Source organism: Streptomyces toyocaensis (assembly GCF_000725125.1).
Taxonomy (GTDB): domain Bacteria; phylum Actinomycetota; class Actinomycetes; order Streptomycetales; family Streptomycetaceae; genus Streptomyces; species Streptomyces toyocaensis.
The window spans coordinates 1-25,068 of sequence record NZ_JFCB01000023.1; the positions used below are offsets into that span (position 1 = coordinate 1).

Below are 25,068 nucleotides of genomic sequence, written 5' to 3' on the forward strand. Positions count from 1 at the left end.
GGCGCGACCCGGCGTTGACGGCCGGGTCCGGGGCGGCCGGGTGCGGGGCGGCTTCGTGGCCCGGTGCGGGCGGGTGCGGGGCGGCTTCGTGGCCCGGTGCGGGCGGGGATGCCTGCCGGTGCGTGCCGGCGAGGGGCGGGGGTGCCGGTGCCGGTGGCCGGGGACCGCCGGCCGGTGCCGCGACCGGGGGCAGGACCGCCGTGGTGCCCGGTTCGTCCGGACGTCCGCCGTCCGGCTCCCGGCCGCCCTCGCGTGCCCCGCCGAGGCTCACCAGGCCCGCGAACAGACCGGTCAGCGCCAGCAGCTGGGCGACATGACCGTACGCCCCCTCGCCCGCGCCCACCGGCTCGCCCGCGCCGGACGCCGTCGCGACGCCCGCCCCGGCGAGGGCGGCGAGGGCGATCGGCACCAGCAGCGCCTGCCTGCGCCACGCCAGCAGGGCCAGGCCCGGCACCAGCAGGGCCCACCAGCCCGCGATCACCACGCCGACCAGCGTCAGCGCCACCGCGCCGAGCCAGGGCCCGGGCGCCGGCGGAACCGGCTGCGGCGCGTCGGGGCTGTCGGCCTTCCGGCGCCACAGCGCCAGGCCGGCCAGCACCGCGATGCCCACCCCGCTGCCGGTCAGACCGGCGTCGTAGGTCTTCGCCGGCTCGTAGGACAGCTTCACCGTGCCGCCCGCGCCGGCCGGGATCCGCCAGCCCTGCTGCCAGCCGTCCAGCCGCAGCGGCGTGAGCTCCTCGCCGTTCAGCGTGGCCTTCCAGCCGTCGTTGTGGTTCTCGTACATCGTCAGGTACGAGGCCGCTCCGGAGCCGACGCTCACCTCGCGCAGGTCGCCCAGCCAGTCCCGTATCCGCAGCTCGCGGTCGGAGGTTGCCGGCTCCGGCACGGTCCCGTCCGTCAGCGTGACGTCCGTCAGCGCCAGCGGGCCCGCGTCACCGCCCTCGACCCGGTGCGGTCCCGCCGCGAGCTGCAGCTCACGGTCCTCCTCGCCGCCCTGGCACAACGTCACCTCGAGCGGCCGCCGCTCGACCAGGTCCCGTACGGTTCCCCGCACGCCGGTCTCGTACAGCTCGCCGTCCACGGCCAGCACCGGTCCCTTGCCGCACTCCAGGGAGACCTCCCGGGTGCCCTTCGGCTGCGGGGTGCGGTGGTCGTCGAGGTCGGGGAGGTACGCCTCGGTCAGCCCCACCGGCAGTTGCAGGTCCTCGCCGACCGCCGGGTTGTGCAGGGTGAGCGGGGCGGTCCGGGTGACCGTGATGTCGAGGCGGTCGGTGGTGATCGGCGGGAAGCGGACCCAGCCGTTGTCGTCGACACCGGCGACGACCGCGCCGTCAGGGGAGCCGATGTGCACCTCGACGGGGCGCGCGGACAGCCCGCCGGCCGGGGCCAGCACCAGTTCGCGCACCGGCCGCTTCCCGGCCCAGCTCAGACGGACGACCGGCCGGTCGCCCGCGATCCACGCGGTGGTCAGGTCCCCGTCGGTCAGATTGCGGGCGGAGAGCCCCGCGCCCAGGCGGGCCGTGGAGTCGGCGGTGGCGGTGATCCGTGCCCGCTGCTCGGGCGCCACCTCGTACAGCAGCCGGTCCAGTGCCTCGCCCGGCACGGCCACCGCGCTCGCCCGCACCTGGTACGTCCCCGCCGTCCCCGTGTCGAACCGCCGGTGCAGCCCCGCCTCGCCCGGCGCGAGGGACAGCCCGGTGGGGTCGGCGGCACGGTGCAGGGAGACGACCCGGGCGGCGGCCGTGGCGTTCTCCGCGTCGCGGGGCAGCCGCAGCAGCCGCGTCACCTGCACGTCGGGCAGGTCGACCTCGGAGAATCCCGCCCCGCCGAGGCCGGGGCGCTCGGCCGTGGAGCCGACGATGGTCAGCTTCATCCAGCGTGTCGGCCCCGCGGGCGCCTCGACCTGCTGCTTGGCGCCGTTGGCCCGGAGGAAACTCGTCGCGGAGCCGTTCTCCGTCTCCACCCGCACCCGGGTCACCGCCGCCCGCACGCCGTCCTGCGGAAGCGGCGTGAGTCCCACGGAGTCCGGCATGTCGTAGCCGTCGTCGAAGGCGATCCGCAGCCACTGCCCGTCCGGGGAGCCCGCCGAGCCCTCCGCCCACGCGGTGCCCGGATCACCGTCGAAGGCGTTCACCGGGTCGTACTGCGGCAGGTGGAACAGCCAGTTGCCGTAGGAGGACGCCGTCACCGAGCGGGCGCCGCGCAGTTCGGCCACCGTCTGATGGGCCGGCCCCTCGGCCGGCAGGATCTGGTGCGGTCGTTCACCCGCGTCCTGCGCGGCGTCCGGCGCGTTGCGCTCGTCGCGTGTGTACGTGTACGACGTGTTGGCGTTGACCAGCCCGAACCGGGTGTCCGCCCGTCGCATCCCGTCACCGATCACCTGCACCGGCGGGGTACCGAGCCCCGGGTGGGCGTCGCCGGTCAGTACGGCCGGCCGGCCGCGCAGCTCGTCCGCCAGCGGCAGCAGCGCCTCGGGACCGCCGGAGACCACGGCCGTGTCGGCGACCGGCAGCAGCCGGGCCTGCCCCGGCCGGGGCACCTCGGCGCCGGCCGGACGGTAGATCTCCACCGCCCGCTGCCGCGGGTACAGGCCCTCGACCTGCAGCGGGGTGCCGGGGGCGATCACCCCGCCCGTCATCAGCGGGCCGAGGCCGGTGGCCCGCTCGTACCCGGACTGCTCCAGGGTGCGCTTCACCACCGTGGTGGGCACGGCTCCGAGCTGGTCGGGGTCGAGGTCGTTGCGGACCACGACGTGGTGGACACCCGCCCGGCTCAGGTAGTCGGCCAGCCCGGGCACGGCGCCGCCCGTCAGCAGGGCCTGCTCCACCGCGTCCATCGCGCGCCGGTTGCCGGGCGTGCCGAACGGCACGTAGTCGCGCTGTGCCCAGCGGGACGCGGCGACCACGTCCAGCGGCTGGTCGATGGTCGATCCCCAGGTGTGGATGCCGTGCGCGGTCGCGGGGACGACCAGGGCCCGCGAGTCGGGGGAGTTCTCCTCCAGCCAGTCGGCCGTCGCCCTCCAGTACGCGGGGATCTCCTGGAACGAACCCGGTGCCAGGATCGACCCGTTGAGGTACGGCCACACCAGCCCCGGCAGCACCAGGACGGCGACGGCCGGCGGAACGAACCGCCGGCCACGCACCCGGCGAGCCCCGCGCGCCCGGGCGGCCACGCCCACCAGGTGCGCCAGACCCAGGACGAACGCCAGCGCCAGTCCGGTCTGGAACTTGTAGATGTTGCGGAAGGGCGCCAGCCATCCGTCCAGCCAGTCCTGCACCACCCCGTGGAACGGGGCACCGAAGGCGCCGCCGTACCCGGCGAGCAGCACCAGCGACGCGACCAGCACCGTCAGCACCAGCCAGCGCCGCTCCGGCATGTCGCGCCGGGCCAGTCCGGCCAGGCCGAGACCCGCCGCGAGCGCCGAGCAGACGATGACCGGCGCCGAGGTCGCCACGGTCCAGCCGGCCGGCAGCCACGCCTCGCCGTAGTTGAGGTAAGCCACCCAGTTCCCGGCGCCGCGCAGGGCCTCCGTCGCGGCCATCGTGTCGGTCGTGGTCCGCGCGGACTCGATGTAGGGGAGGAAGTTCTCCCCGTGGAACCCGAGCAGCAGCAGCGGGATCCACCACCAGGCCGTCGCCACGATCACCGCGGGCGCCCACCAGGCGATCAGCTTGCGCTGCCGCGGCCCCGGCGGGCGGGAGAGCAGGTACAGCCCGACCGGCAGCAGGGACGCCAGCGTCGAGGCCGCGTTGACCCCGCCCATGAACGGCACGAGCAGCGCCGAACGCAGCGCCGCGACCCTGGCCGCGTACCGCTCGTCCGTCAGCGGCAGCAGCACCCACGGCAGCAGCGCGCCCGGCAGCGCGGCGGCCGACGTCGAACCGACGACCGCCGTGAACACCGGCCACAGCGCGTACGCGCTCGCGGCGAGCAGCCGGGACGCCCCGCTGCCCACGCGCAGCCGCTCGGCCAGCCGCAGCGCGCCCCAGAAGGCCACCGACACGATCAGCGACATCCACAGCCGCTCCGCCAGCCACACCGGGAGCCGTACCAGGTCGGCCAGCCAGTGGAACGGCAGCATCGGCCACAGATAGCCGACGTACTGGTCGGAGATCCCGCCGAACGAGCCCCGGTCGTGCCACAACTGGCCGAGGTCCGCGAGGAACTGACCCGGGTCGACGGTCACGCCGAGCTTGGTGTCGAAGGTCTGCCGGCCCGGCTGCACCGCCAGGAACAGGACGAACACCACCGCCCAGAAGCCGAGCAGCCAGCGGCGCGGCCGCGGGCCCTCCGGAGGGCCCGCGGTGGTCCCACGCGAGGGGACGGCTGCCGGAGGAGGGGCCTGGAGCGTGGTCGTCATTCGGGACACCGCCGGAGGATGAGGAGGAGGTTCCAGGTGGCGAACTCGCGCAGACCGGGCACCTTCACCACGGTCTCCGTCAGGAACGGCCAGTAGCGGGAGCGCGCCGAGACGATCCGCACGTCGTCACGCGCACGCACCTGCCGCAGGGTGGTGCCGATGTGCACCGGGAAGAGGTTCTCGCCGAGCGTGTGCTTGGCGGGCCTGCCGGTACGGCGCCGGTAGCGGGCGCGGGCCCGGTCGGCGCCGAGGTAGTGCCAGGGGGCCCACTCGTGACCGCCCCACGGCGAGAGCCAGTTGGTGAACGACACGTAGATCAGCCCGCCGGGCCGCGTGACCCGCGCCAGCTCGCTGAGGAACGTCTGCGGGTCGGCCACGTGCTCCAGCACGTTGGAGGAGAAGGTGACGTCCGCGGCGCCGTCGGCCAGCGGCAGCAGGTACCCGTCCGCGACCACGGCACCCTCGCCCGGCTTCCCGCCCAGCTCCCGGACGTCGGGCTCGAAGAGGTAGGCGTGGGCGCCCCGCCGGCGGAACTCCTCGGTGAAGTGCCCGCTCCCCCCGCCGACGTCCACGACGGTCCGCCCGGCGACGGATCCGCCGTACGCCTCGACCTGACGCACGGCGTCCCGCGCGAGGAGCGCGTAACAGACGTCGGGCTCCTCCTGCTCACGCAGGAAGGCACGGAAGAGGGTGAGGGAACGCCGGAGAGAGGGGTCCTTCCAGCCGGCCTCACCCCCACGGCGTACGCGCGTCACCGAACCGCCTCCCGGGCGACCGCCAGGAACCGCCGCACCGTGTGCTCCCAGCGGTATGCCGCCGCGTGCTCCCGCGCGGCCTTGCCCATCAGCTCCCGCCGGTGGGACGCCAGCGTCAGGGAGATCCACGCCGCCGCGAAGGAGGACTCGCCCCGCGCCAGCACGCCTGTCTCCCCGTCCCGCACGGAATCCCGCAGGCCGGGGACGTCGAAGGCGACCGCGGGGGTCTGCCGGGCCGCCGCCTCGGTGACGACGAGTCCCCAGCCCTCCACCGCGGAGGGGTGCAGCAGCAGCCACGCCGCGCACAGCAGGCGGTGCTTCTCCGCCTCGGAGACGTGCCCGGTGAACTGCACCCCGGGGCCGGCGAGGCGTTCCAGCCGTTCCCGTTCGGGCCCGTCGCCGACGATCACGAGCCGGCCGCCGGTGACCGGCCGCACCCGCTCCCAGAGCCGCAGCAGCAGGTCGATCCGCTTGTACTCGACGAGCCGGCCCACCGCCACGAACAGCGGTTCGGGTGAGCGCTCGGCGCGCGGGCCGGGTTCCGCCACACCGTTGTGGACGACCCGGATCCGTTCCCGCGGTACGCCGATCCCGCGCAGGGCGTGTGCCGTGGACGGTGACACGGCGACGACCAGCCCGTGCTGCCGCGCACCGGTGAGCGCCCAGTGTTCGAGTTTCCGGCCGATCCGCGCGGCGGGGGCCAGCGGACCGCCGAACCGCATCTTCCACAGATCGGTGTGAACGTGGTTGACCAGGCACAGCGTGGGCCCGTGGTGCCACAGCGGCGCCAGATAGGGCATGCCGTTGCACACCTCGACCAGCAGGTCGCAGTCGCCGACCTGACGGCCGAAGGCGGACCGGGCGCGCAGGAAGTGGCCGTAGGTGCCGCCCGCCGACACCACCCGGTAGTCACGGAAGGCGGCGGGCCCTCCGCACAGCAGGGTGACCTGGTGGCCCAGCCGGGTCAGGCCGTCGGCGAGCCGGTCGACCAGCAGCTCGGAGCCGCCTGCCGACGGGTTGCCCAGGTCGCGGTGGGCGAGGAAGACGATCCGGCGCGGATGTGGGGGGAGCGCCGGAGTGGTCTGCGGCGCGCTCGCGAGCGCGGTGCGCAGGTGGGACGGCACGTGCTGGGGCATCGGTGCTCCAACTCGTCTCGGGGAGAACAGTGTGGGGAGGAACGGGAAGGGGGTGGGGTGGCCCGGAGCCCCTGTGAGGACTCCGGGAGGTCGCTGAGTGAGGGATGTGGACGGACTGTGGGTGGGTGGGGAGGGGACAGTTTTCGCCCAGCCGTTCCCCGCGGCTACTCACGGGCATGACAATTTCCCGCTTTTCTTACTCGGGAGTCACTTCAATCGGTGAGTGCCGAGCGGTGCTTACCGGACAAAGCCGGACCTTCTTCGACCTTCCGGCCGCGGGCCACCAGAACGCCGCCGAGCGCCGCGAACACGCATCCCGCGACGGCGGCCCCGACCGGCAACGTCTCGCCCACCAGCTCGAGTCGGCCGCTGTCACGCTCGGCCTGCCGCACGGCCTCCTGCTGCGTCGCGGGCGTGAACGCGAGCTTCTCGGCGTCCAGCAGCACCGCCGCGTCCTTGTCCCCGCCCGGCGCCCGCAGGGTCTGCCGGGGGCCGGTCCGCGCGTGGATCACCCGGCCGGTGCGCTGGTCCACGACCAGCTCCACGCCGTGGTTGGAGTACCACTCCTCGGCCAGCACCTGCGGCCGGTCCGGCTGGTCGACGAGGGTGCCCGGCACCAGCCGGGTGCCGGTCTTCGTGGGCGGCACCGCACCGGTGAACCGGTAGCCGGTGTAGCCCCGCACCTTCTCCGTGCCCCGGTAGCGCAGCACGACGGTGTCGCGCAGGGTGTTGTCCCACCACTGGTAGGAGCGTTTCTGCACGTCGAAGGGGAACTTCAGATATGCCTCGCCCTCGATGCGCGGCGTCGCCTCGCAGCAGTGCACGGGCTTGGTGGTCCTGCGGTCCAGCACCCAGCGGTGCGGGGTGAAGCTCAGCGCGTCGTGCGGGTCCGCGGCCGGCAGCGACGTGTCCGTGTCGACCGAGGTCGTCACGTCCCACACCGCGTTGCCGCTGCGCTCGCTCTCCTCGACGTTGCCGCGCACCCGCTGGGTGACGGTGATCTTCTGATCGGGCACGGTCTCCACCCGCTCCAGGTCGAAGACGCTGCCGCGGCCGGTGTAGACGGCGGTGGTGTCGATGTCGACCGGGTTCACCGCGGCCCGTGGTTGCACGTACCACGCGAACAGGGGGGCCAGCACCAGCAGAAACGTGCCGAGACCCAGCACGACCAGGGAGAACGGGGAAACTGTACGGCGCATCCGGGCACTCCAGAGGCTTGGGACGGCGCGACACGCACAGGTCGGCGCCGTACGGGAAGGTGCGCGTGCGGGAGTCCCCACCCCCTATGGGCTGGGAACCGTAGGCGCCCCTTGACGGAGTGTCAATGTCGTGTCGACACTGTGGATACGACACACGGGGGTGGTCGGTCACGGTGGGGGGTGGGGAACCCTCCCGACAGAGAGGCTGACCCTGCGATGTCCAGACTGCTCGCCGCCGCCCTGACGGTCGCGCTCGCCGCGGCCCTCGCCGTGGGCGCCGCGCTCGGTGTCGTGGCGCTGCTCGAAGCCACACCCGACCAGCCGAACACCCCATTGATCACGTACGAGCAAGCGGGCCAGGGGAGTTGACCCGTGACGGCGCCCCGCACCGTCACGGCCCGGTCCGCCTGGCACGACGTACCGCGCCACCAGGTACGCCGGTTCGCCGAGATCGCCATGGCCGACGCGCCCGCGCTGGCCGAGGAGATCATGAGCGAGATCCAGCGCGAGTACCCGCACCTGCCCGTGGTCCTCGACGACTCCGGCGAGCCCCTGGCCCTCGTCGGCATCCGCCGCGCCATCGAGGCCTTCGTCCGGCACGTGGGGCACGCCGGCTACCCGGTGGGCCGGCCCACCGTACCGCCGGGTGTCTTCCAGGACTTCGGCCGGGGCGAGGGACTCAACGGCCGGTCACTGGACGCGCTCCAGGCCACCTACCGCATGGGCGTGCGCCTCGCCTGGCGCCGCTTCGCCGAGATCGGCCAGCGCATCGACATCCCGCCCCCCGCCATGTACGAACTCGTCGACGCCGGATACGAGTACCTGGACGGCCTGGTCGACCAGTCGGTGCGCGGCTACGCCGAGGCCGCCGCGCGCCAGGCCGGGGAACGGCTGCGGCTGCAACGCCGGCTGATGGAACTGCTGCTCGCCGAGCACCACCGGGGCGACCCGGCCGACGCGCTCGCCGAGCGGGCCGCCCGGATCGGCTGGCCGCTGCCCGGCAAGGTCGCGGTGGGCGTGCTGCTGCGCCCCGCGCGGGAGGCGGTGGCACCCGCCGTGGGGCAGGGGGTGCTGCTCGACATGGAGTACGAGCGGCCGCGCATGGTCGTGCCCGAACCGGAGGCGGCCGGCCGCCCCGAACTGCTGGACCGCGCGCTCACCGGCTGGTCCGGGGCGATCGGACCGCCCGTGCGGGTCGCCGACGCGGCGAAGTCGCTGCGCTGGGCGGAGGCGGCCGTGCGGCTGATGGAGCGCGGACTGCTGCCCGCCGGCGAGGTGCTGCACTGCACCGAGCACACCGAGGCGCTGGTGCTGCTCCAGCCGGAGGAACTGATCGAGGACCTCGCGTCGCGCTGCCTGGCCCCGCTGGCGCACTGCGGCCCGGCGCACGGGCGGCGGCTCGCGGAGACGTTGCTGGCCTGGCTGGAGACCCGCGGCGGGGCGCCGGAGGTCGCGGCCCGCCTGGGCGTCCACCCGCAGACCGTCCGCTACCGCCTGCGCCAGATCCGCGAACTGTGGGGCGAGGCGATCGACGACCCCGACCGTCGTTTCGAACTGGAACTGGTCCTGCGGGCCCAGCGGCTGCGCGGCGCGCTGGGCGGGCCGCGCGGCTGAGAACGGCCGGGGCGCGGAACACGGAGGTGTCCCGCACCCCGGCCCGAAGGCCGGCGGCGGCCCTGGAGACGCGGCCGCAGACGCGCCGCGCCCCCGGTCCGCCCATTGCCCGTCCCAGGGAGCTGTGGCTAGCCTGTGTTCGTCATGCCGATCGCCTGTTGAAATCTCGAACGAGCTGCAGGCGCCTGAGACACACAGGGAGGGGGCCGGTCGTGGGACGCCTCGTACCAGCCGTGACCCGGGCTCTCGACATTCTCGAGCTCTTCCTCGACGGGGACGGCACGCTCTCCGCCCCCGACATCGTGCGCCGGCTCCAACTGCCGCGCACCACCGTCCACGAGCTGGTGACCACGCTCTCCGCCCGGAAGTACATCGTCCCGGTGGCCGGCCAGCCCGGACGCTACCGGCTCGGAGTGCGCCCGTACCAGCTCGGCGCCCGCTACGCCGAGCACCTGGACCTCGCCGCCGAGGGCCAGCAGGTCGCCCGGTCCGTCGCCGAGACCTGCGACGAGACGGTGCACGTGGCGATCCTGGAGGACACCGACGTCATCTACATCGCCAAGGTCGACTCGACCCACGCGGTACGGATGGTGTCGGCGGCCGGCCGCCGGCTGCCCGCCCACTGCACCTCCGTCGGCAAGATGCTGCTGGCCTCCCTTCCCGAGCAGGAACTCACCGCGCGCCTCCCCGACGACGCGGAGCTGGCCGCGATGACCCCCAACAGCATCACCGACCCGGCCGCCCTGCGCGAGACCCTCGCGGAGATCCGCTCCCGCGGCGTCGCCGTGGAGAACCGCGAGTCCAACCCGGACGTCTCCTGCGTCGCCGCTCCGGTGCGCGACCGCACGGGACAGGTGGTCGCCGCGCTGTCCATCTCCGTACCGATGATCCGCTGGAGCGACGACCGCGTCGCCGAGCTGGAGCAGCTCGCCGTGAAGGGCGCCGCCGAACTGTCCGAGCGACTGGGCCACAGGAGCGTGGCATGACGAGCACGTTCTACGTGGCGGTCCGGGCGGAGGCGGCCCTGGGCGAGGGACCCGTCTGGGACCCGGCGACGGGCCGCCTGCTGTGGATCGACATCCTCGGCTCCCGCGTCCACACCTACGACCCCGCCACCGGCCTGCGCACCCTGCGCCGCACCGGCCAGCACGTGGGTGCCGTCCGGCCCCGCGCGGGCGGCGGTCTCGTCCTCAACCTGCGGGACGGCATCGGCCTGATCGACCCCGACGACACGTTCCGCTGGCTGCACCGCGAACCCGTCGCCGGCCGCCGCGCCAACGACGCCGGCGTCGCCCCGGACGGGAGCCTCTTCGCGGGCACCATGCGCTACGACGAGGCACCCGGCGGGGGCTCCCTGTCGCGCGTCGACGGCGACGGCACGGTCAAGGTCCTCCTCGACGGCGTGGCGGTCAGCAACGGCGTCGGCTGGAGCCCCGACGGCCGGCTGATGTACTACGTCGACTCACCGACCCGACGCGTGGACGTCTTCGACGTGGGCGAGGCGGACGGCCGTATCGGCAACCGCCGGGCGGTCGTGGCGATCGAGGACGGTGCCGGTTTCCCCGACGGCCTGTGCGTGGACGCGGACGGCTGCGTGTGGGTCGCGCTGTGGGACGGCGGTGCGGTGCGCCGCTACACCCCGGCCGGGGATCTGGACCGCGAGATCCGGCTGCCCGTTCCGCGCGTCACGGCCTGCGCCTTCGGCGGCCCCGGCCTGACCGATCTCTACATCACCACCGCCCGCGTGGGCCTGACGTCCCCCCACCCCCTGGCAGGCTCCCTCCTGGTGGTCCCGTCCGCGGGCAAGGGCTTCCCCCAGCCTCCGTTCGCAGGCTGACCTGGATCGCCCCCGCCGCCCCTTCCCGTCCCGAACCTGGGGCGCTGCCCCCAGACCCCGCTCCTCAAACGCCGGAGCGGCTGGAAGTCAGCCCCTCCGGCGTTTGAGGAGCGGGGGTCCGGGGGCAGCGCCCCCGGAGGACGGGGACGGGAAGGGGCGGCGGGGCGTAGAAAACGTCCTGTCACGCCCCCGTCCTGTCACGCCCCCGTCCTGTCACGCCCCCGTGCGGTCCAGGGCCCGCAGAACGGCCCGTTCGCCCGGCGTCAGCGGCGGCTCGACAGACGGCGGCAACGGAGACCCCGCGACAGCCGCCAGCACCGCCCCCGGCCGGAACATCCGCGTCGGCGGCGTGCGCAGACTGGTGACGTCCCAGATCACCGACGCCGCCGCGTAGGAACCCGTCGCCGCCTTCATCATCCGGCGGGTGTACGCCGTCACCACCCGGTCCGCCACCGTCGGACGGCCACCCCGCACGTCCGGATACAGCACGTCCTGGCCGACGGCCATGGCCCACGCCGGGTCCGCCGCGCGCGCCGCGCCCCGCAGCACCCGGCGCGCCAGACCGGGCGCGCCGGGACCGCCGGACCGGGCCAGCTCACGGTCGAGGACCCGGGCGCCGAACGCCGCCACCGACATGCCGTGCCCGTAGGAAGGATTGAACGTGGCCAGCGCGTCCCCCAGCACCACGAACCCCTCCGGCCAGCGCGGCAGCTTCTCCAGGTACCGCCGCACATTGCTGGTCGACCGGCTCAGATGGACGTCGGTGAGCGGCTCCGCCCCGGAGATCAGCCGCCCCACGATCGGGTCGGGCAGGTCGAGCGCGTACCGCAGGAACCCCTCCGGGTCGGCCGGCGGCTCACCACCGCGCGAGCCACCGCAGCTCACCAGCCAGCGTCCCCCCTCGATCGGCATGACCATCGCACTCCGGGCCGGCCGGGACACGAAGGGATCGGGCTGCACGACCGTCAGCGGGAAGCGCTCCGCGCCCTCCGGCACCCGGTAGATCCGCGACGCGTTGACCAGCCCGGAGTCCACCGCGCGCTCCCGTACGCCGGACAGCCCGAGCCCCTTCAGCCAGCTGACGACCCGCGTCCCGCGCCCGCTCGCGTCGACGACCAGGTCCGCGCCGAGGTCCGTGTCCCCGCCGGGCTCCGCGACGCGTACCCCGCGCACCCGGTCGGCGGACCCCGTCAGGCCCACCACCGCCGCCCTGCGGACCCGCACCGTCGTCTGTTCTAGCACGGCCTCCCGCACCACCCAGTCCAGCAGCGCGCGGGTGCACGTCAGCATGGCGGGGCCCTCCCGCCGCCAGCGGCGCAGCCACCCGTCGGGCGTGAGGGCGAGCATGCCCGAGCTGAGCGGTATCTCGTGCGCCCCGGCGGCGAGCAGCCGCTTGCGCAGCCGCGCGGCCGGCAGCAGCTGCTCCATGGCGTCCAGGCCGCCCGCCATCAGCAGATGCGCGTGCCGCCCCTGCGGCAGCCCCCTGCGGTGCTCCGGCCCCTGAGGCAGCTCGTCGCGGTCCAGCACGATCACCTCGTCCGTGCCGGCGGCGGACAGGGCGGCCGCGGCCAGCATGCCGGCCAGACCGGCACCGATGACGACAGCTCTACGCGACATGGGGCTCCTCGGGTTCGGTCATGGATCCGGGCAGGGAGGGCCGCTCGGTGGCGTCGGCCGCGGCGCTCCCGTCGGGCGGGCGGTGCAGCGCCTGTGCCAGCTCCACCAGCCCGCCGGTGCCGGAGACCTCGGTGGCGTGCAGCCGGTAGGTGCCGCCGGTCTCGGGCGGTTCCTCGCGGGCGGCGGCGCGGCGCGCCGCGTCGGCGAGCATGGCGGCCTCCGCCGCGAGCCGTGCCGCGTGGGGGGAGCGGCCCGCGCGCAGGGCGGAGTCCCGCACCCGCTCGCGGAGCCGGTGGTCGAAGTACGGCGCGAGCGCGAGCAGCGCGTCGTGGATGGACACCTCACGCCACTGCAGCCGTACCTGGGGCAGCTGCCACCAGCCGGTCGGCGGCCTGGGCGCGGTGGACGCCGGCTTCACCAGGGCCCACAGCGGGGCCAGCCGCCGGTGGTCGCCCAGCGCCCGCCACTGGGCGACCGCGGACGGCAGCAGGTACCCCGCCGAACACAGCAGCGCGGCCAGCGAGGCCATCGGCGGGGCCACCGTGGTGGACAGGACATCGAGGTCGTGGCCGGTCCAGCGGGCCACGATCGCGGTGTACTTGGCCGCCTGGAAGCCCACCACGTCCAGCAGCGCCCCCACGAGGATCAGCCGCAGCCCCGTGCGCAGCGGCCCGTCGACCTCGCGCCCCCACTTGACGCAGACGGCGCACATCACCAGCATCGCCGCGCTGTGCCCGATCAGGTAGAGCAGGATCATCTCCCGCATGAACGGCGTGCCGGCGTAGTAGGTGTCGAGGTCGGTCAGCCGTTCGGTGTCCGCCTCGGCGAGCACGAACAGCACGACGATGGCGGCCACCAGCAGGCCGTAGGCGGCGACGGTGCGCAGCACCCCGCGCCGCACCCGCTCACGGGAACCGCCCCGCCAGTTGATCAGCAGCACCAGCACCGCGCAGCTGTACGCGGAGAGCATGCCGTAGGTGAGCGGGGCCCCGAAGTTGGGGACTCCGGTGAGCTCGTTGACGGTGGCGAGGGTGGCCGGGGCCGCGCACACGAAGACCAGCGCGCCGAGGACGATCGCCGCGCACGTGGAGACGGTCAGCGGGTTCCGCATGGCCTTGCGCGGGCGGGGGAACAGCAGCACGGAGGTCATGCCGAAGACGAAGGCCGCCAGGTAGACGACGAGACTCACGCCGGCCGGCCCCTCTCGTCCGGGCCCCGGTTCACGCGGTCCCCGCCGTCGTCGTACCGCTCGGCACGGCGGGGGCGACGGGCGCCGGGGAGGTGCCGGCCAGCGCGTCGGCGATCCGGGCGAGCACGGCCGGATCCGGCACCCGGCCGAGCAGCCGGCCGGTGCCGTCGGACGGCGCCGGGCGCCGTCCGGGGTCGGCCTCCTGCCGTACCGCCGCGGTGATGACCGCCGCCCAGGCCGCTGCCTCGGCCCGGTCCTGGTCGTCCGTCGCCGCCAGCACACCGGAGCGGGTCCGGTCGTACAGGTCCCGGTCGAAGTAGGCGTCGAGATGGCTCAGCGCGTTGTGGATGCTGGTCTGGCGCCACATCAGCCGGGTGGTGGGGGAGGCGAACCTGGGCCGGGGCAGCCGCAGCGTCCGGCGGGTGAGCAGGTCCTCCAGCGTCCGCTCCAGCGGTCCCAGCCGGGCGTACGCCCGCCGGGCCCGCCGCCACTCGCCCACCCGGGGCACCGCCAGCGGGACCAGTACCCCGACGACCGTCAGCAGGGCACCGAGACCGGCGGCGGCCGGGGAGACGGTGGTGCCGAGCGCCGACCAGTCCCGCCCGGACCAGCGGGCACCCACCGCGACCAGCTTGGCGACGCTGTAACCGGCCCCGCACAGCGAGCCGGTCCCGAGCAGCACGAGCCCCGCCCGCAGCCCGCCCCGCACCCGGCGCGCCCAGCGCAGCGACGAGACGGTGGTGACCGTCACGGTGATGAGGTGCGCGAGCAGGTACAGCACGATCATCTGGGCGAGGTACGGGGTCGTCGCGTAGTACGTGTCCAGGTCGGTCCTGCGCTCCACGGGCGCGTCGCCGAGGACGAACGTCACCGCGATGCCGAGGACGACCACGGCGTAGGCGAGCATCCAGCGGCGGGCGGTGCGGTGCACCCGGGGCCCGCCCCGCCAGTGCACGATCAGCACCTGCGAGGCGGCGCAGTACCCGGTGATCGCCACGTAGGTGACCGGTGCCGCCAGGTTCGGCACCCCGCCGAGCCGGTTGACGGCGCCCACGGTCGGCGGCGCCCCGAGGAAGAAGCACAGCCCCGCGAGGCCCAGCACCGCGCAGATCGCCCGCAGATACGGGTCCCGCCGGTGCCGCAGCAGGTCGGGCGCCCTCACGAGCAGCCCGAGCCACAGCGCCCCGCAGCTCACGTAGTTGAGGAGGCCGCTCATCTCTTCGTCCCGCGGTAGTTGAGCGCGGCCCCGATGCGTCCGGCGAGATCCTGTGGGTCCCCGGGGCCCGCGGCGCCCCCGACGGTGTGCGCCGAGCCTGCGGACGCCTCCAGCCAGGCGCGCAGCCGACGGCCCATCAGCATGCCGAAGCGGTCGGCCTCCTGCTCCTCGGCCAGGCTGAAGTCGGTGCGCGCGGCGACCGGCAGCGGCCCCTCGCCGGCACCCGCGTCCGCCCCCCGGCGGTTCATGTGCCACACCTCGTGGCAGAAGATGACGATCTGGTGCCACATGGCGGCCCGCTCGTCCACCACGACGTCGTCGTGTTCCTCGCGCTCCAGCCACAGACCGCTCGCGGTGTGCGGCGGGAACGCCGCCCGGTGCACGACCACGTCCCGTCCCCGCCATGCGCTGACGGAGGCCACGAGTGCCTCGAACAGCACCTCGGGGTCCGCGGGCACCGGCACCCGGATGGGGTCGATGAGGGCGTCAGCGAGTCGACGCATCTCCTTCCTGGTACGCACCGCTGTCTCCCCGTTCCGCCGGTCGTCGCTCGGTCACCTGTGCAATATGCCAAGACGGATGCCCCTCCGGCCAGTTCCCCGTGCCCGAAGGTCACTCGGTGACCGCCATGGTGTCCCCGGATGCCATCGCGCGGGCGCGGACCTCCCGGATCACGTCGGGGTGGCGCAGGGCGCGCGAGACGTCCCCGATCTCGCGGAGCAGTTCCGTGGTGTCGGGGTCGTGGCCGCCGTCCCGGCCGGGGCCCGCGTCGACCGCGTCGAGGATCACCACGGCCGCGGCGAGCGCCTTCGCCCGCTCCGGCGTGTGTCCCAGGCCCAGCGCGGCGGCGTACGACCGCTCGCGCAGCCGCTCGTCGGTGCGCCGGGCCAGCGGGAGCAGCACGTCGCGGATGAACGTCTCGCGCCGGGTCAGGCGCAGTTCGGGGCCGGCGCGCAGCACGAACGGCAGGCCGGAGCCGTGCACGGTCCGCATCAGCAGGTACAGGGGCCGCAGCCCGCGGTGGGCCCGGCGGATCCGCCAGCGCTCGTGCAGGTACTGGCCGGCGTGCGGAAGGATGAAGCCGACGGCGATCGACACGGCGGACAGGCAGGCCAGGGCCGGTGCCACGTCGAGGCTGAGCCAGTCCAGGTCGTTCCCGGTCCAGCGCGCCCCCACGGCCGTGAGTTTGGCGGCGTCGAAGGCCAGGTTCAGCGCGTAGCCGATGCCCAGGAACTTCAGCCCCCAGCGCAGCCAGGCGTCGAGTCCGTCGGTGCGGATCCAGTTCCAGATCAGCTTCGAGGTGATGAGGACGGCGGTGGTGTGCGCGAGGAGGTACAGCAGGATCTCCTCGCGCATGAACGGCGTGGTGGCGTAGTAGGTGTCCAGGTCCCGGGTCCGCTCCACGGGCACGTCCGCGAGGGCGAACAGCACCCACAGCGCCACGATCACGCCCCCGTAGGCGACGAGGACCTGGCGGGTGGCCCGGCGCGTGGCGGCGGAACGCTCGGACGGGCCGTCGCGCCAGGCGATGATCAGCACAAGACAGGAGCCGCAGAAGGCGGTGAGCAGTGAGTACACCCAGGGCGCCGAGATGTTGGGCACGCCGGTGACCCGGTTCACCCAGACGATCGTCGAGGGCGCGACGAACACGAACACCGCGCAGGCGAGCAGCAGCAGGCCGCCGACCGCGCGCAGCAGCGGGTCGTTCCAGAGCCGGATGATCGTCGGGAGTTTGATCGCCAGGGCGGCGGCCAGCACGCCGGCCGGGATCCACCAGAAGGACGGGTAGAGCTCGCTGAGGAACGAGGCCGGGCCCATGGCCGCGTCCGCGAACCCCATCGCGTCCCTCGCTCTCATCGCCCGCCGCACTGACGGCCGTTCGAGCCTACCCATTGACGCGTGCGCGCGTCACACCTACGGTTCCGTTCGAAAATGCGAGCAGTGGTCGACATATCGAACGCCCGGAGAGGACCCCCTTGCGTACCGCCCGTTTCACCCTGGACCCCGCCTTCACCGTCGGGGAGGTCGACCCCCGTCTCTTCGGCTCGTTCGTGGAACACCTCGGCCGTTGCGTGTACACCGGCGTCTTCGAACCCGGCCACCCCGCCGCGGACGCGGACGGCATCCGCGCGGACGTCCTCGGCCTCGTCCGCGAACTGGGGGTGACCACCATCCGCTACCCCGGAGGCAACTTCGTCTCCGGCTACAGGTGGGAGGACTCCGTGGGCCCCGTCGAGGACCGCCCCCGCCGCCTCGACCTCGCCTGGCGCTCCACGGAGACCAACCGCTTCGGCCTCTCCGAGTACATCGCGTTCCTCAGGAAGATCGGCCCCCACGCCGAACCCATGATGGCCGTCAACCTCGGCACCCGGGGCGTCGCCGAGGCCCTGGAGCTCCTGGAGTACGCCAACCACCCCTCCGGGACCGCGTGGTCGGACCTGCGCGCCGAGCACGGCGACAAGGACCCCTTCGGCATCCGGCTCTGGTGCCTCGGCAACGAGATGGACGGCCCCTGGCAGACCGGCCACAAGACCGCCGAGGAGTACGGCCGTGCCGCCGCGGAGACCGCCCGCGCCATGCGTCAGTTCGACCCCGGCGTCGAACTCGTCGTCTGCGGCTCCTCCGGCCGGTCCATGGAGACGTTCGCCGCGTGGGAGGCGACGGTCCTGCAGGAGACGTACGACCTCGTCGACCACATCTCCCTGCACGCCTACTACGAGCCGCACGACGGCGACGTCGACTCCTTCCTCGCCTCCGCCGTCGACATGGAGTCCTTCATCGAGGACGTGGTCGCCACCTGCGACCACGTCGGCGCCCGCCTCAAGTCGAAGAAGAAGATCGACCTCTCCTTCGACGAGTGGAACGTCTGGTACATGTCCCGCACCGACGCCCAGGTCGGCGTCCTGGACTGGCCCGAGGCGCCCCGCATCCTTGAGGACAACTACAGCGTCACCGACGCGGTCGTCGTCGGCTCACTGCTCATCGCGCTGCTCCGGCACGCCGACCGCGTGACCGTCGCCTGCCTCGCCCAGCTCGTCAACGTCATCGCCCCGATCATGACCGAGCCCGGCGGTCCGGCCTGGCGGCAGACGACCTTCCACCCGTTCGCCCAGGCCTCCCGGTACGGCCGCGGCGAGGTCCTCGACGTCCGTGTGGACTCGCCGACGTACGAGACGCGGAAGTACGGCGAGGCCGATCTGCTCCACGCCACCGCCGTACGGGCCGGGGACGGCACGGTGACGGTGTTCGCCGTCAACCGGGGCCGCACCGAGCCGCTGCCGCTGGAGGTCTCGCTGGGCGGTCTCGGTCTCACCGCGGTCGTCGAGCACAGCGTGCTCTCCGACGCCGACCCCGAGGCCCGCAACACCCTCGCCGAGCCCGAGCGGGTCACCCCGCACCCCGCCGCGGGCACCACGCTGGACGGCGGCCGCCTCTCGGCCGTACTGGAGCCGCTGTCCTGGAACGTGATCCGGCTGGCGTGAGCCGGGCCGCACCGGCTCGGACTCACCTCCCCGGTCGGTCCGCCGTCCCCGCCGGCTCCACCACCTCCACCGGAACACCGCCCCGCGCCGCGCCCAGCAGGGTCAGCCGTACGTCGCGCGGGCCCGAGGGGGTGGTCCCGTCGGACAGCACGGCCAGTGCCAGTGTGTTGGTCCCACGCGTACGCAGAATCCCGTTCGGCAGGACGAAGGTGTGCCGCGAGCCCACGTCGTTGAGGTACTGGCCCATGTTCCAGCCGTTGAGGAAGATCTGGGCGCGGTAGGCGCGCTCGGGCTCGTCCTCCAGGGTGAGCCCGATCGACGCGTCCACGTCCGGGGCGACGTCCAGCCGGAAGTCCGTCCGGTACCAGGCCACGCCCTGCCGCCGTTCCTCGTGCGGGAGGCCGACGGCCCGCCAGTCCCGGTCGTCGTGCTCCGGCAGGTGCCAGCCGTGCCGTTCCCCGTGCAGCCCGCCGTTGTTGAGCGGTCCGCGCGCCCGGTCCGGCGCCACGGCACCCTGGATCCGCCACTCCACGTCCCGTGAGCCGCCCCCGAACGCGACGGACACGAGCCCCCGCGCGGCCTTGTGCGGGTCCCTCGCCCGCGCGCCCCCGTCGTGCTGCATGGGCCGCACCAGCACGGACAGCACGTGCCGTCCCCGCCTCCGCAGCCCCTTCGGCACGGCGAGGACGGCCGTGGCGGTGAAGGTGCCCTTCCCGGCGGTGTCCTCCTCCGGCGCCGGCATCCGGTGGGTGCCGAGGGGATGTCCGTCCAGCCAGGCCATCAGCAGTCCGTGCGGGCCGGTGCCGCAGGTCAGGGACACGGACGTGATACCGCGCGTGTCCGTCAGCCGCCCCCGGTACCAGACGTCGCCGTAGTGGAAGCCGTAGTCGTCGGCGAAGAGGACGAGCCCGTCCCCGGGCACGGGCGTGGTGCTGTGCGACGTCGTGCGGTCGGCCGCCGTCCACGCCGAGTCGTCGAACTCCGGTTCGGACTCCGGGTTCCCGCCCCGCCGCCGCCAGCCGGTGAGCTCCGGCAGGGGTACCGCGGGCGCGTCCGGCATCATCCCCTCCATCACCAGGCTGCCGGCCCGGCCGAGGTAGGTGCGCACCGGCTGCCCGTTCCAGGTCACGGAGGTGATGCCGCGCGGCGGCCACACCTCCACACCGGTCTCGTCGACGACGTCGCCCGTCAGGTGGACGGTGGAGCCGCGCAGGGTGGCCGAGCGCAGCATCGCCGGCCCGTAGACCAGCAGGGAGCCGGACGGGGTCTCGTACGGCCACAGGCGCAGCGCGGTCGCGTCGTCGGCGAACAGCAGCACGAGGGGGACGTCGGAGCCCCCGCCCTTGACGAGCAACCGGCTCAGCCCGCCCCTGCCGAGCGGCGCGACGACGTTCAGCCTGCCCCGGTCGTAGGACCACGCCGGTTCGGTGTCCGCGCGCAGGACCTCCGGCTGGACGCCGCAGTCCAGCGCGACCTGTGCCTGCTCACCGCCGCGGCCGACGAAGACGGCGACGTCCAGCCGTCCGGCCGCCATGCTCAGCATGGGCTGCGCGGTGGTGTACGCCAGCTTCCGCCGGCCCAGCCCCAGCCCGGAGACGAGCAGTCTGGCGTCGCGCGGCGCCACGGTGACCGGCACCTCGATGCCGGTGTCCGGCAGCATCGAACGTACCGGCTCGCCGGAGTCGTTGCGCACGACGTACACCTGGGCGCCGGTGTCGGGGTTGGCCAGGTGGTAGACCGTCAGCCTGTCGTCCGCCGCCCGTACCTCACCCGCCGGATCCAGCCGGGCGAGGTCGGGCACGGTCCGCACCAGATGCCCGAACTGCTGGAGCGGGGCCATGTCCGCCGTGGGCCTGCGGCCCTCGTCGATCGGTGCCTCGCGGTCGTGCGGGGCGGTGACGCCCGCCCCGGACAGCCACCCCCACGGGGAACCGCCGAACACCGTGCGGACGCTGTGCGCGGTGATCCCGTGGGCGAGGTCGGTCAGGTGACCGCGCCGCTCGTGCCCGGCGTCGGAGCGGAACCCGGGCGACGGTGAACCGCTCTCGCGGTGGCCGAACCGCCCGTCCCCGTGGAACAGCGGCACGTCGATGCGGTCGGCGCGGGCCCTGGCGTACAGGTGGGCCGTGTAGGCGCGCCGGGCCGGATCGCCGGCGGGCGTGCCGTGCCCGTCCTCGAGCCGGTACAGCAGCAGCGTGCCGCCGCCCGCGGTGAACAGATGCCGTACGGCGATGGAGTTGACGGCGCTCAGCCACTCGTCGACGTGCCGCAGGTATTCCGGATCATCCGTCCGCGCGGTCCCGTCGACGGCCGTCAGCCACCCGGGGAGGCCGCCCGCGTCCACGTCGGCGCCGAGGTACGGACCCGGACGCAGGACGACGTACAGCCGCTCCTCGGCGGCGGTGTTCAGGAACAGGTTCAGATCCCGCACCCCGGTGAAGTCGTACGTGCCGGGCGCGGGGGAGTGGTGGTTCCACGGCACGGGGACGCTGACCGCGTTGTGCCCGTGGGCCCGCAGCTTCTGCAGGACGTCCCGCCACAGGGACGGGCTGGGCAGCCGGTGGGGGTGCATCTCGGCGGACCACAGCACCAGGCGCCGGCCGTCGACCAGCAGCGAGTACCCGTCGAAGCCGACCCGGTGCCGCCGTCCGTCCGCGCGCGGCGGAGAGGGAGGCGGACCGGTCGGCACGCTGCGCGGACCGTGCGTGCCGGTCGCCGCCCCACCGCTGCCGGCCAGGGCGAGACCGAGCGCGGCCGTGCCGGCCAGGGCGGTGAAGGTGCGCCTGCTGAGCTCCAAGGGAGCGCCTCCTGTTGTGGTGCCACACGCGGTGCTGGTGGGCCATTCTCTACGAACGGGCACCCCGCCGTTCACACGGCGGACCCGGTACGCCCCTTGTGTCCTGCCGGGTCGGGACGGAGGTGAATGGCCGGAGTTCGCTCTGTCCGCCGGGCGTGGCGCTCCATACGATGCGAGCGCTCCCGGCCTTCACCGCACCTCCATGCCTCCTTCACGAGACCGGGAGCACATGCGCTCGCTTGTTGGCATGCGCATGACGTTTTAACCACCCCCCACCGAAGGAAAAGGACGGACCATCATGGCTGGTGGCCTGCTCATGAGCGCCGCGGTGGCGGCGCTCCTCACCGCCGCGTCACCCGCGCACAACCCGTCGGCCGGTTTCGAGGACCCGCCGCCGGACAAGATCGTCATCAAGGTCGCCACCGTGAACGGATCGGGATGCCCCCAGGGCACCGCGGCCGTCGCCGTCTCGGCCGACAACACCGCGTTCACCGTGACGTACAGCGACTACCTCGCCCAGGCCGGCGGCACCTCCGACCCCACGGCGTTCCGCAAGAACTGCCAGCTCAGCCTGCTCGTCCACGTACCCCAGGGCTTCACCTACGCCGTCGCCGGCGCGGACTACCGGGGCTTCGCCTCGCTCGCGCCCGGCGCCAAGGGCACACAGAGGGCGTCGTACTACTTCCAGGGCTCCTCGAACACGGAGTACCGCACCCACCCCTACACGGGCCCCTACGACGACAACTGGCAGGCCACGGACGAGACCGACTGGGCGCAACTCGTCTACGCGCCCTGCGGGGTCCAGCGCAACTTCAACATCAACACGGAGCTCCGGGTGAGCGCCGGGACCTCGTCCCCCGACGAGGTCAGCTTCATGACGATGGACTCCACGGACGGAGACATCAGCACGGTGTACCACCTCGCCTGGAAGGAGTGCCCGGAGGGCTGACGCGGTGACCGGTGCCTGACGGTCCGGCGGTGGGCGGCGCGCCCGGAACGCGGGTGCGCCGCCCACCCGCCCGTGTTCATGTATCGCCCAACAACACTTGGCAACGCGGTAGTTGGGGCTCGACACTGCTTCTCGCGCATGACGCGCAGAGGCATCTTTCGCCGAGAAAACGGGGGGAATCATGAGCGTCCGGTCATTGCCCCGCGAATACCGCATCTCCAGCGGGCGGGCCGTCCTCGTCGCGGGAGCGGTGGTCGTCGCGACGGCCGCCGCGCTGCTCCCGCTGTGGACCGACGAGGACATGTCCGGTCCGGTGAGGTGGACCGCGAGCCTCGTCGTCCTGGCGTTGTTCGCCTGGCTGGCCGCCGGCGCGGTGCGCGCCTCGACCACGGCCGACCTCAGGGGCATCCGGGTCCGGGGCCTCGTGCGGGTGAGACGGATGTCCTGGCGCGAGATACAGGACATCCGGGTGGAGGCCGACCACGGCGCGGCCGTGCAGCAGGGAGCGCCCAGGCTGTTCACCTACGCCTACGGGGCCAACGGCAGGCGGATGCAGTTGAAGCACCTGGACGACAACACCGTCGACCTGGAGGGCGAACTGGCGCTCCTGCTCACCGCCTGGGTGGAACTGCGTGGCGCCGACTGGACCGAGTCGGCCCGTGTCACCCGCCGCATCGAGCGCGGTGAAGCCCGCCGGATGGCCGTCATGACCGGTCTGTCCTGGGCGATGGCGGCCTTCTTCCCGCTGGTCGTCCTCTCCCTGCTCCCCCTCTTCGGGGACGTGCCCGAGCCCTTGGCGACCCTGCTGTCCCCGGGAGTGCTCTTCGGCCTCGGCGGCCCCGGGGTCTGGGTCATCGGCTCCGTCATCGCCTACCGCCGCCTCGTCTGACGTGCTCCGGTGTCCGTCTCTTCGCCTCGTGCGGCACCTGCCGCGCCGGCACCGTCGGGTGAAGGCCTACGCGCTCCCCGCCGCCGGGCGGGACGCGCGCGGTCGGCAGCAACTCCCTGAACGGGAGCAGCGGACGACCTGTCGCTCACCGGCCGTCGGCTGCGGAGACCCGGTCCCGCCGGCTGCCCGGCCGGACCTCAGCCCGCCTGCCCCATCCCCGCCGCGTTCGGCCAGTTCTGCGGTCCCGGCCAGCCCGTCGCCGGGGCCGTGGACAGGCCGTTGGTGCCTCTGACCTGGGCGGCGGTCAGGCCGCCACGGGCGGGGACACCGGGTGGCGTGGGACCGGCCGGCGGGAACAGGGCCGGTGCCGGGTACGCCACCGGGGGTACCGGCGCCTGTGCCGCGGGCGCGAGCGGCTGCGCCGCGGCCGGCATCGGGGCGGGCTGCGGAACCTGCTCCGGAACCGGCTGGGGTACGGGCTGGGGTACGGGCGGCGGGGCCGGCAGGGGTGCGGGCTGGGGAAGCGGCTGCGGCGCGGGCCGGGGTGCGGGCTGGGGCACGGCCGGCATCCCGGCCGAGGCCGCGGCCGGCATCCCGCCGGCCGGGTCCGCCGTCACGGTGGACGCGGCGGCGGGGAGCGGCACGCCGGTGCCGGCGGACGGAGCGGCGGCGAACCCCACGGCGCCGGCACCGGCGGCCTGCGCGGCGAGCCCCCCCATGCCCGCCCCGTTGGTCTCGCTCACCAGACGGTCCACCGCCGCCGTGCCCGAGCTGTAGCCGGTCCCTGTGGCCTGCTCGGGCACGGCGGCTCCCCTCCTGGACGTCCCGTAGAGCACCTGCTCCAGGCCGGACACCAGGCGACGCACGTCCACCTGGGGGCGCACCACGAGACGCAGGAAGCGGCTGGACGAGCCGATCTTGTTGCCGCACTCACGCACCAGGATCCGGTGCTCGGTGAGCATCCGGTCCCGCACGACCGTTCCCTCGGCGCCGACGGGCAGGCGCACGAAGAGGAAGTTGCCCTGGGAGGGGTAGACCGTCAGGCCGGGGAGCGACGAGAGCCGGCCCGACATGTCCAGGCGGTCGCGGCGCACCTGGTGGAGGCTCTGCGCGTACTCGGCGCCGTGCTCCCTCAGCATGAACACCACGTGCTCGGCGAAGGAGTTGAGGTTCCACTTGGGGAGCATGGAGCGGACCCGCCCCGCCAGCGCCGGGTTGGCGACGAGATAGCCGAAGCGGATGCCGTGCAGGCCGAAGTTCTTGCCGAGGCTGCGCAGCACGACGACGTTGGGCCGCAGCATCGCCTCCTGCACCACGCTCGGTTCGGCCTCGGCGTCGGCGAACTCCAGGAAGGACTCGTCGATCACCACCAGGTCCAGGTCGGCCATGGCGTCCATGAACTGCACCACGGCGTGCTTGTGGAGGAAGCCGCCGTCGGGGTTGTTCGGATTGCAGACGACGGCGACCCGGGTGCCGCGCGCCCGGATGAACTCGGCGTACTGCGCGAGGTCGAGGGCGAAGCCGCTGGACTCCTGGAGCGGGAACATGTCGACCCGCTTGCCGGTCTCCATGGGCTGGTCGGTCCAGCGGCCGAAGGTGGGGACGGGGACGGCGAGGGACTCGCGGACCAGGAGGTGGTCGATCCAGGTGATCAGTTCCGTGGAGCCGTTGCCCATCGCCACGCACTGCGGCGGGAGCTGGAGCAGGCCGCACAGTTCGGCGGTGATGGTGTCGGCGCTGCTCGGGTAGTACGTGATGATGTCGCGCAGCCGGGCGGCCATCTCCTCGAACATGGCGGGGGTGGGGAAGTACGGGTTGCAGGGGATGCAGAAGTCCACCGGGCCGGCCCCGTCGCTCTCCCGTGTCAGCGCCGCCATCGACGGGCTGTGCGCCGCGGTGCTGCGGAACAACGAGGTGACGTTGTCGGCCAAGGGAACCTCCGGTACCGGGTGGCCCGCGCGGGGGAGCGCGGGCCACCGGTTCATACGGAGGGGGGTGTGCCGTCGTTCAACGCGTGTGAAAGAAATG

Annotated in this window: 18 protein-coding genes; 7 read left to right on the forward strand and 11 right to left on the reverse strand. The window is 73.8% G+C overall.

The genetic code is table 11. The features are described 5' to 3' along the window. From BU52_RS22490 to BU52_RS22505, 4 genes are all read right to left on the reverse strand, one after another. A partial coding sequence (locus BU52_RS22490; RefSeq protein WP_051858524.1) for an alpha-(1->3)-arabinofuranosyltransferase occupies positions 1 to 4,360 on the reverse strand: 4,360 nt, incomplete at its 3' end. Further along, a complete protein-coding gene (locus BU52_RS22495) occupies positions 4,357 to 5,115 on the reverse strand; it encodes a class I SAM-dependent methyltransferase (protein WP_037937274.1) in 759 nt (252 codons plus the stop codon). The genes BU52_RS22495 and BU52_RS22490, both read right to left, overlap by 4 nt. Next, complete coding sequence (locus BU52_RS22500; protein WP_037937275.1) at positions 5,112 to 6,251, reverse strand: glycosyltransferase family 4 protein; 1,140 nt, start codon at positions 6,249 to 6,251, stop codon at positions 5,112 to 5,114. The genes BU52_RS22495 and BU52_RS22500 overlap by 4 nt, the downstream gene beginning before the upstream one ends. 212 nt (positions 6,252 to 6,463) lie before the next feature. After that, a complete protein-coding gene (locus BU52_RS22505) occupies positions 6,464 to 7,450 on the reverse strand; it encodes a DUF3068 domain-containing protein (protein WP_037937277.1) in 987 nt (328 codons plus the stop codon). Positions 7,451 to 7,666: 216 nt separating this feature from the next. On the opposite strand from BU52_RS22505, the gene BU52_RS35755 reads away from it, so the two are divergent. The 4 genes from BU52_RS35755 (at position 7,667) to BU52_RS22520 (ending at position 10,901) form a co-directional block, all read left to right on the forward strand. Continuing rightward, positions 7,667 to 7,819: a hypothetical protein gene (locus tag BU52_RS35755; RefSeq protein ID WP_010042314.1), complete on the forward strand. Its 153-nt coding sequence runs from the start codon at positions 7,667 to 7,669 to the stop codon at positions 7,817 to 7,819. Positions 7,820 to 7,822: 3 nt separating this feature from the next. After that, a complete protein-coding gene (locus tag BU52_RS22510) occupies positions 7,823 to 9,064 on the forward strand; it encodes a PucR family transcriptional regulator (RefSeq protein ID WP_037937278.1) in 1,242 nt (413 codons plus the stop codon). Between the two features lie 212 nt (positions 9,065 to 9,276). Next, the gene (locus tag BU52_RS22515; RefSeq protein ID WP_037937280.1) at positions 9,277 to 10,050 is read left to right on the forward strand and encodes an IclR family transcriptional regulator; all 774 of its coding nucleotides are present in this window, start codon (positions 9,277 to 9,279) and stop codon (positions 10,048 to 10,050) included. Next, the gene (locus BU52_RS22520; protein ID WP_037937290.1) at positions 10,047 to 10,901 is read left to right on the forward strand and encodes an SMP-30/gluconolactonase/LRE family protein; all 855 of its coding nucleotides are present in this window, start codon (positions 10,047 to 10,049) and stop codon (positions 10,899 to 10,901) included. The genes BU52_RS22515 and BU52_RS22520 overlap by 4 nt, the downstream gene beginning before the upstream one ends. Positions 10,902 to 11,114: 213 nt before the next feature. Here BU52_RS22520 and BU52_RS22525 read toward each other — a convergent pair whose 3' ends face one another. The 5 genes from BU52_RS22525 to BU52_RS22545 form a co-directional block, all read right to left on the reverse strand. Beyond that, the gene (locus BU52_RS22525; RefSeq protein WP_107061238.1) at positions 11,115 to 12,518 is read right to left on the reverse strand and encodes an FAD-dependent monooxygenase; all 1,404 of its coding nucleotides are present in this window, start codon (positions 12,516 to 12,518) and stop codon (positions 11,115 to 11,117) included. Beyond that, positions 12,508 to 13,707, reverse strand: a complete 1,200-nt coding sequence (locus BU52_RS22530) for an MAB_1171c family putative transporter (RefSeq protein WP_037937294.1) — start codon at positions 13,705 to 13,707, stop codon at positions 12,508 to 12,510. Before BU52_RS22530 ends, BU52_RS22525 begins: the two co-directional genes overlap by 11 nt. Before the next feature lie 31 nt (positions 13,708 to 13,738). Next, positions 13,739 to 14,923, reverse strand: a complete 1,185-nt coding sequence (locus tag BU52_RS22535; RefSeq protein WP_037937295.1) for an MAB_1171c family putative transporter — start codon at positions 14,921 to 14,923, stop codon at positions 13,739 to 13,741. Further along, positions 14,920 to 15,426, reverse strand: a complete 507-nt coding sequence (locus BU52_RS22540) for a toxin (RefSeq protein ID WP_200881256.1) — start codon at positions 15,424 to 15,426, stop codon at positions 14,920 to 14,922. The genes BU52_RS22535 and BU52_RS22540 overlap by 4 nt, the downstream gene beginning before the upstream one ends. Before the next feature lie 109 nt (positions 15,427 to 15,535). Beyond that, the gene (locus tag BU52_RS22545) at positions 15,536 to 16,762 is read right to left on the reverse strand and encodes an MAB_1171c family putative transporter (RefSeq protein ID WP_037937300.1); all 1,227 of its coding nucleotides are present in this window, start codon (positions 16,760 to 16,762) and stop codon (positions 15,536 to 15,538) included. A gap of 137 nt (positions 16,763 to 16,899) precedes the next feature. Here BU52_RS22545 and arfA point away from each other — a divergent pair, with 137 nt between their 5' ends. Beyond that, the gene (gene arfA / locus BU52_RS22550) at positions 16,900 to 18,405 is read left to right on the forward strand and encodes an arabinosylfuranosidase ArfA (protein ID WP_037937303.1); all 1,506 of its coding nucleotides are present in this window, start codon (positions 16,900 to 16,902) and stop codon (positions 18,403 to 18,405) included. 22 nt (positions 18,406 to 18,427) lie between these two features. Here the strand turns inward: arfA and BU52_RS22555 are convergent, their stop codons facing one another. Then, positions 18,428 to 21,202 carry a glycoside hydrolase family 35 protein gene (locus tag BU52_RS22555; protein WP_037937305.1) on the reverse strand — a complete coding sequence of 925 codons (2,775 nt, stop codon included), beginning with the start codon at positions 21,200 to 21,202 and terminating at the stop codon, positions 18,428 to 18,430. 298 nt (positions 21,203 to 21,500) lie between these two features. On the opposite strand from BU52_RS22555, the gene BU52_RS22560 reads away from it, so the two are divergent. Together BU52_RS22560 and BU52_RS22565 are read left to right on the forward strand one after the other, a co-directional pair. After that, entirely contained in the window at positions 21,501 to 22,151 is a 651-nt protein-coding gene (locus BU52_RS22560; protein WP_037937306.1) for a DUF4360 domain-containing protein, read from the forward strand. Positions 22,152 to 22,332: 181 nt separating this feature from the next. Continuing rightward, complete coding sequence (locus tag BU52_RS22565; RefSeq protein ID WP_167343535.1) at positions 22,333 to 23,040, forward strand: hypothetical protein; 708 nt, start codon at positions 22,333 to 22,335, stop codon at positions 23,038 to 23,040. Positions 23,041 to 23,237: 197 nt separating this feature from the next. On the opposite strand, the gene BU52_RS22575 is transcribed toward BU52_RS22565, so the two are convergent. Then, positions 23,238 to 24,971, reverse strand: coding sequence for a pyridoxal phosphate-dependent aminotransferase (locus tag BU52_RS22575; protein WP_037937312.1), 1,734 nt, complete (start codon positions 24,969 to 24,971; stop codon positions 23,238 to 23,240). Positions 24,972 to 25,068 lie beyond the last annotated feature (97 nt).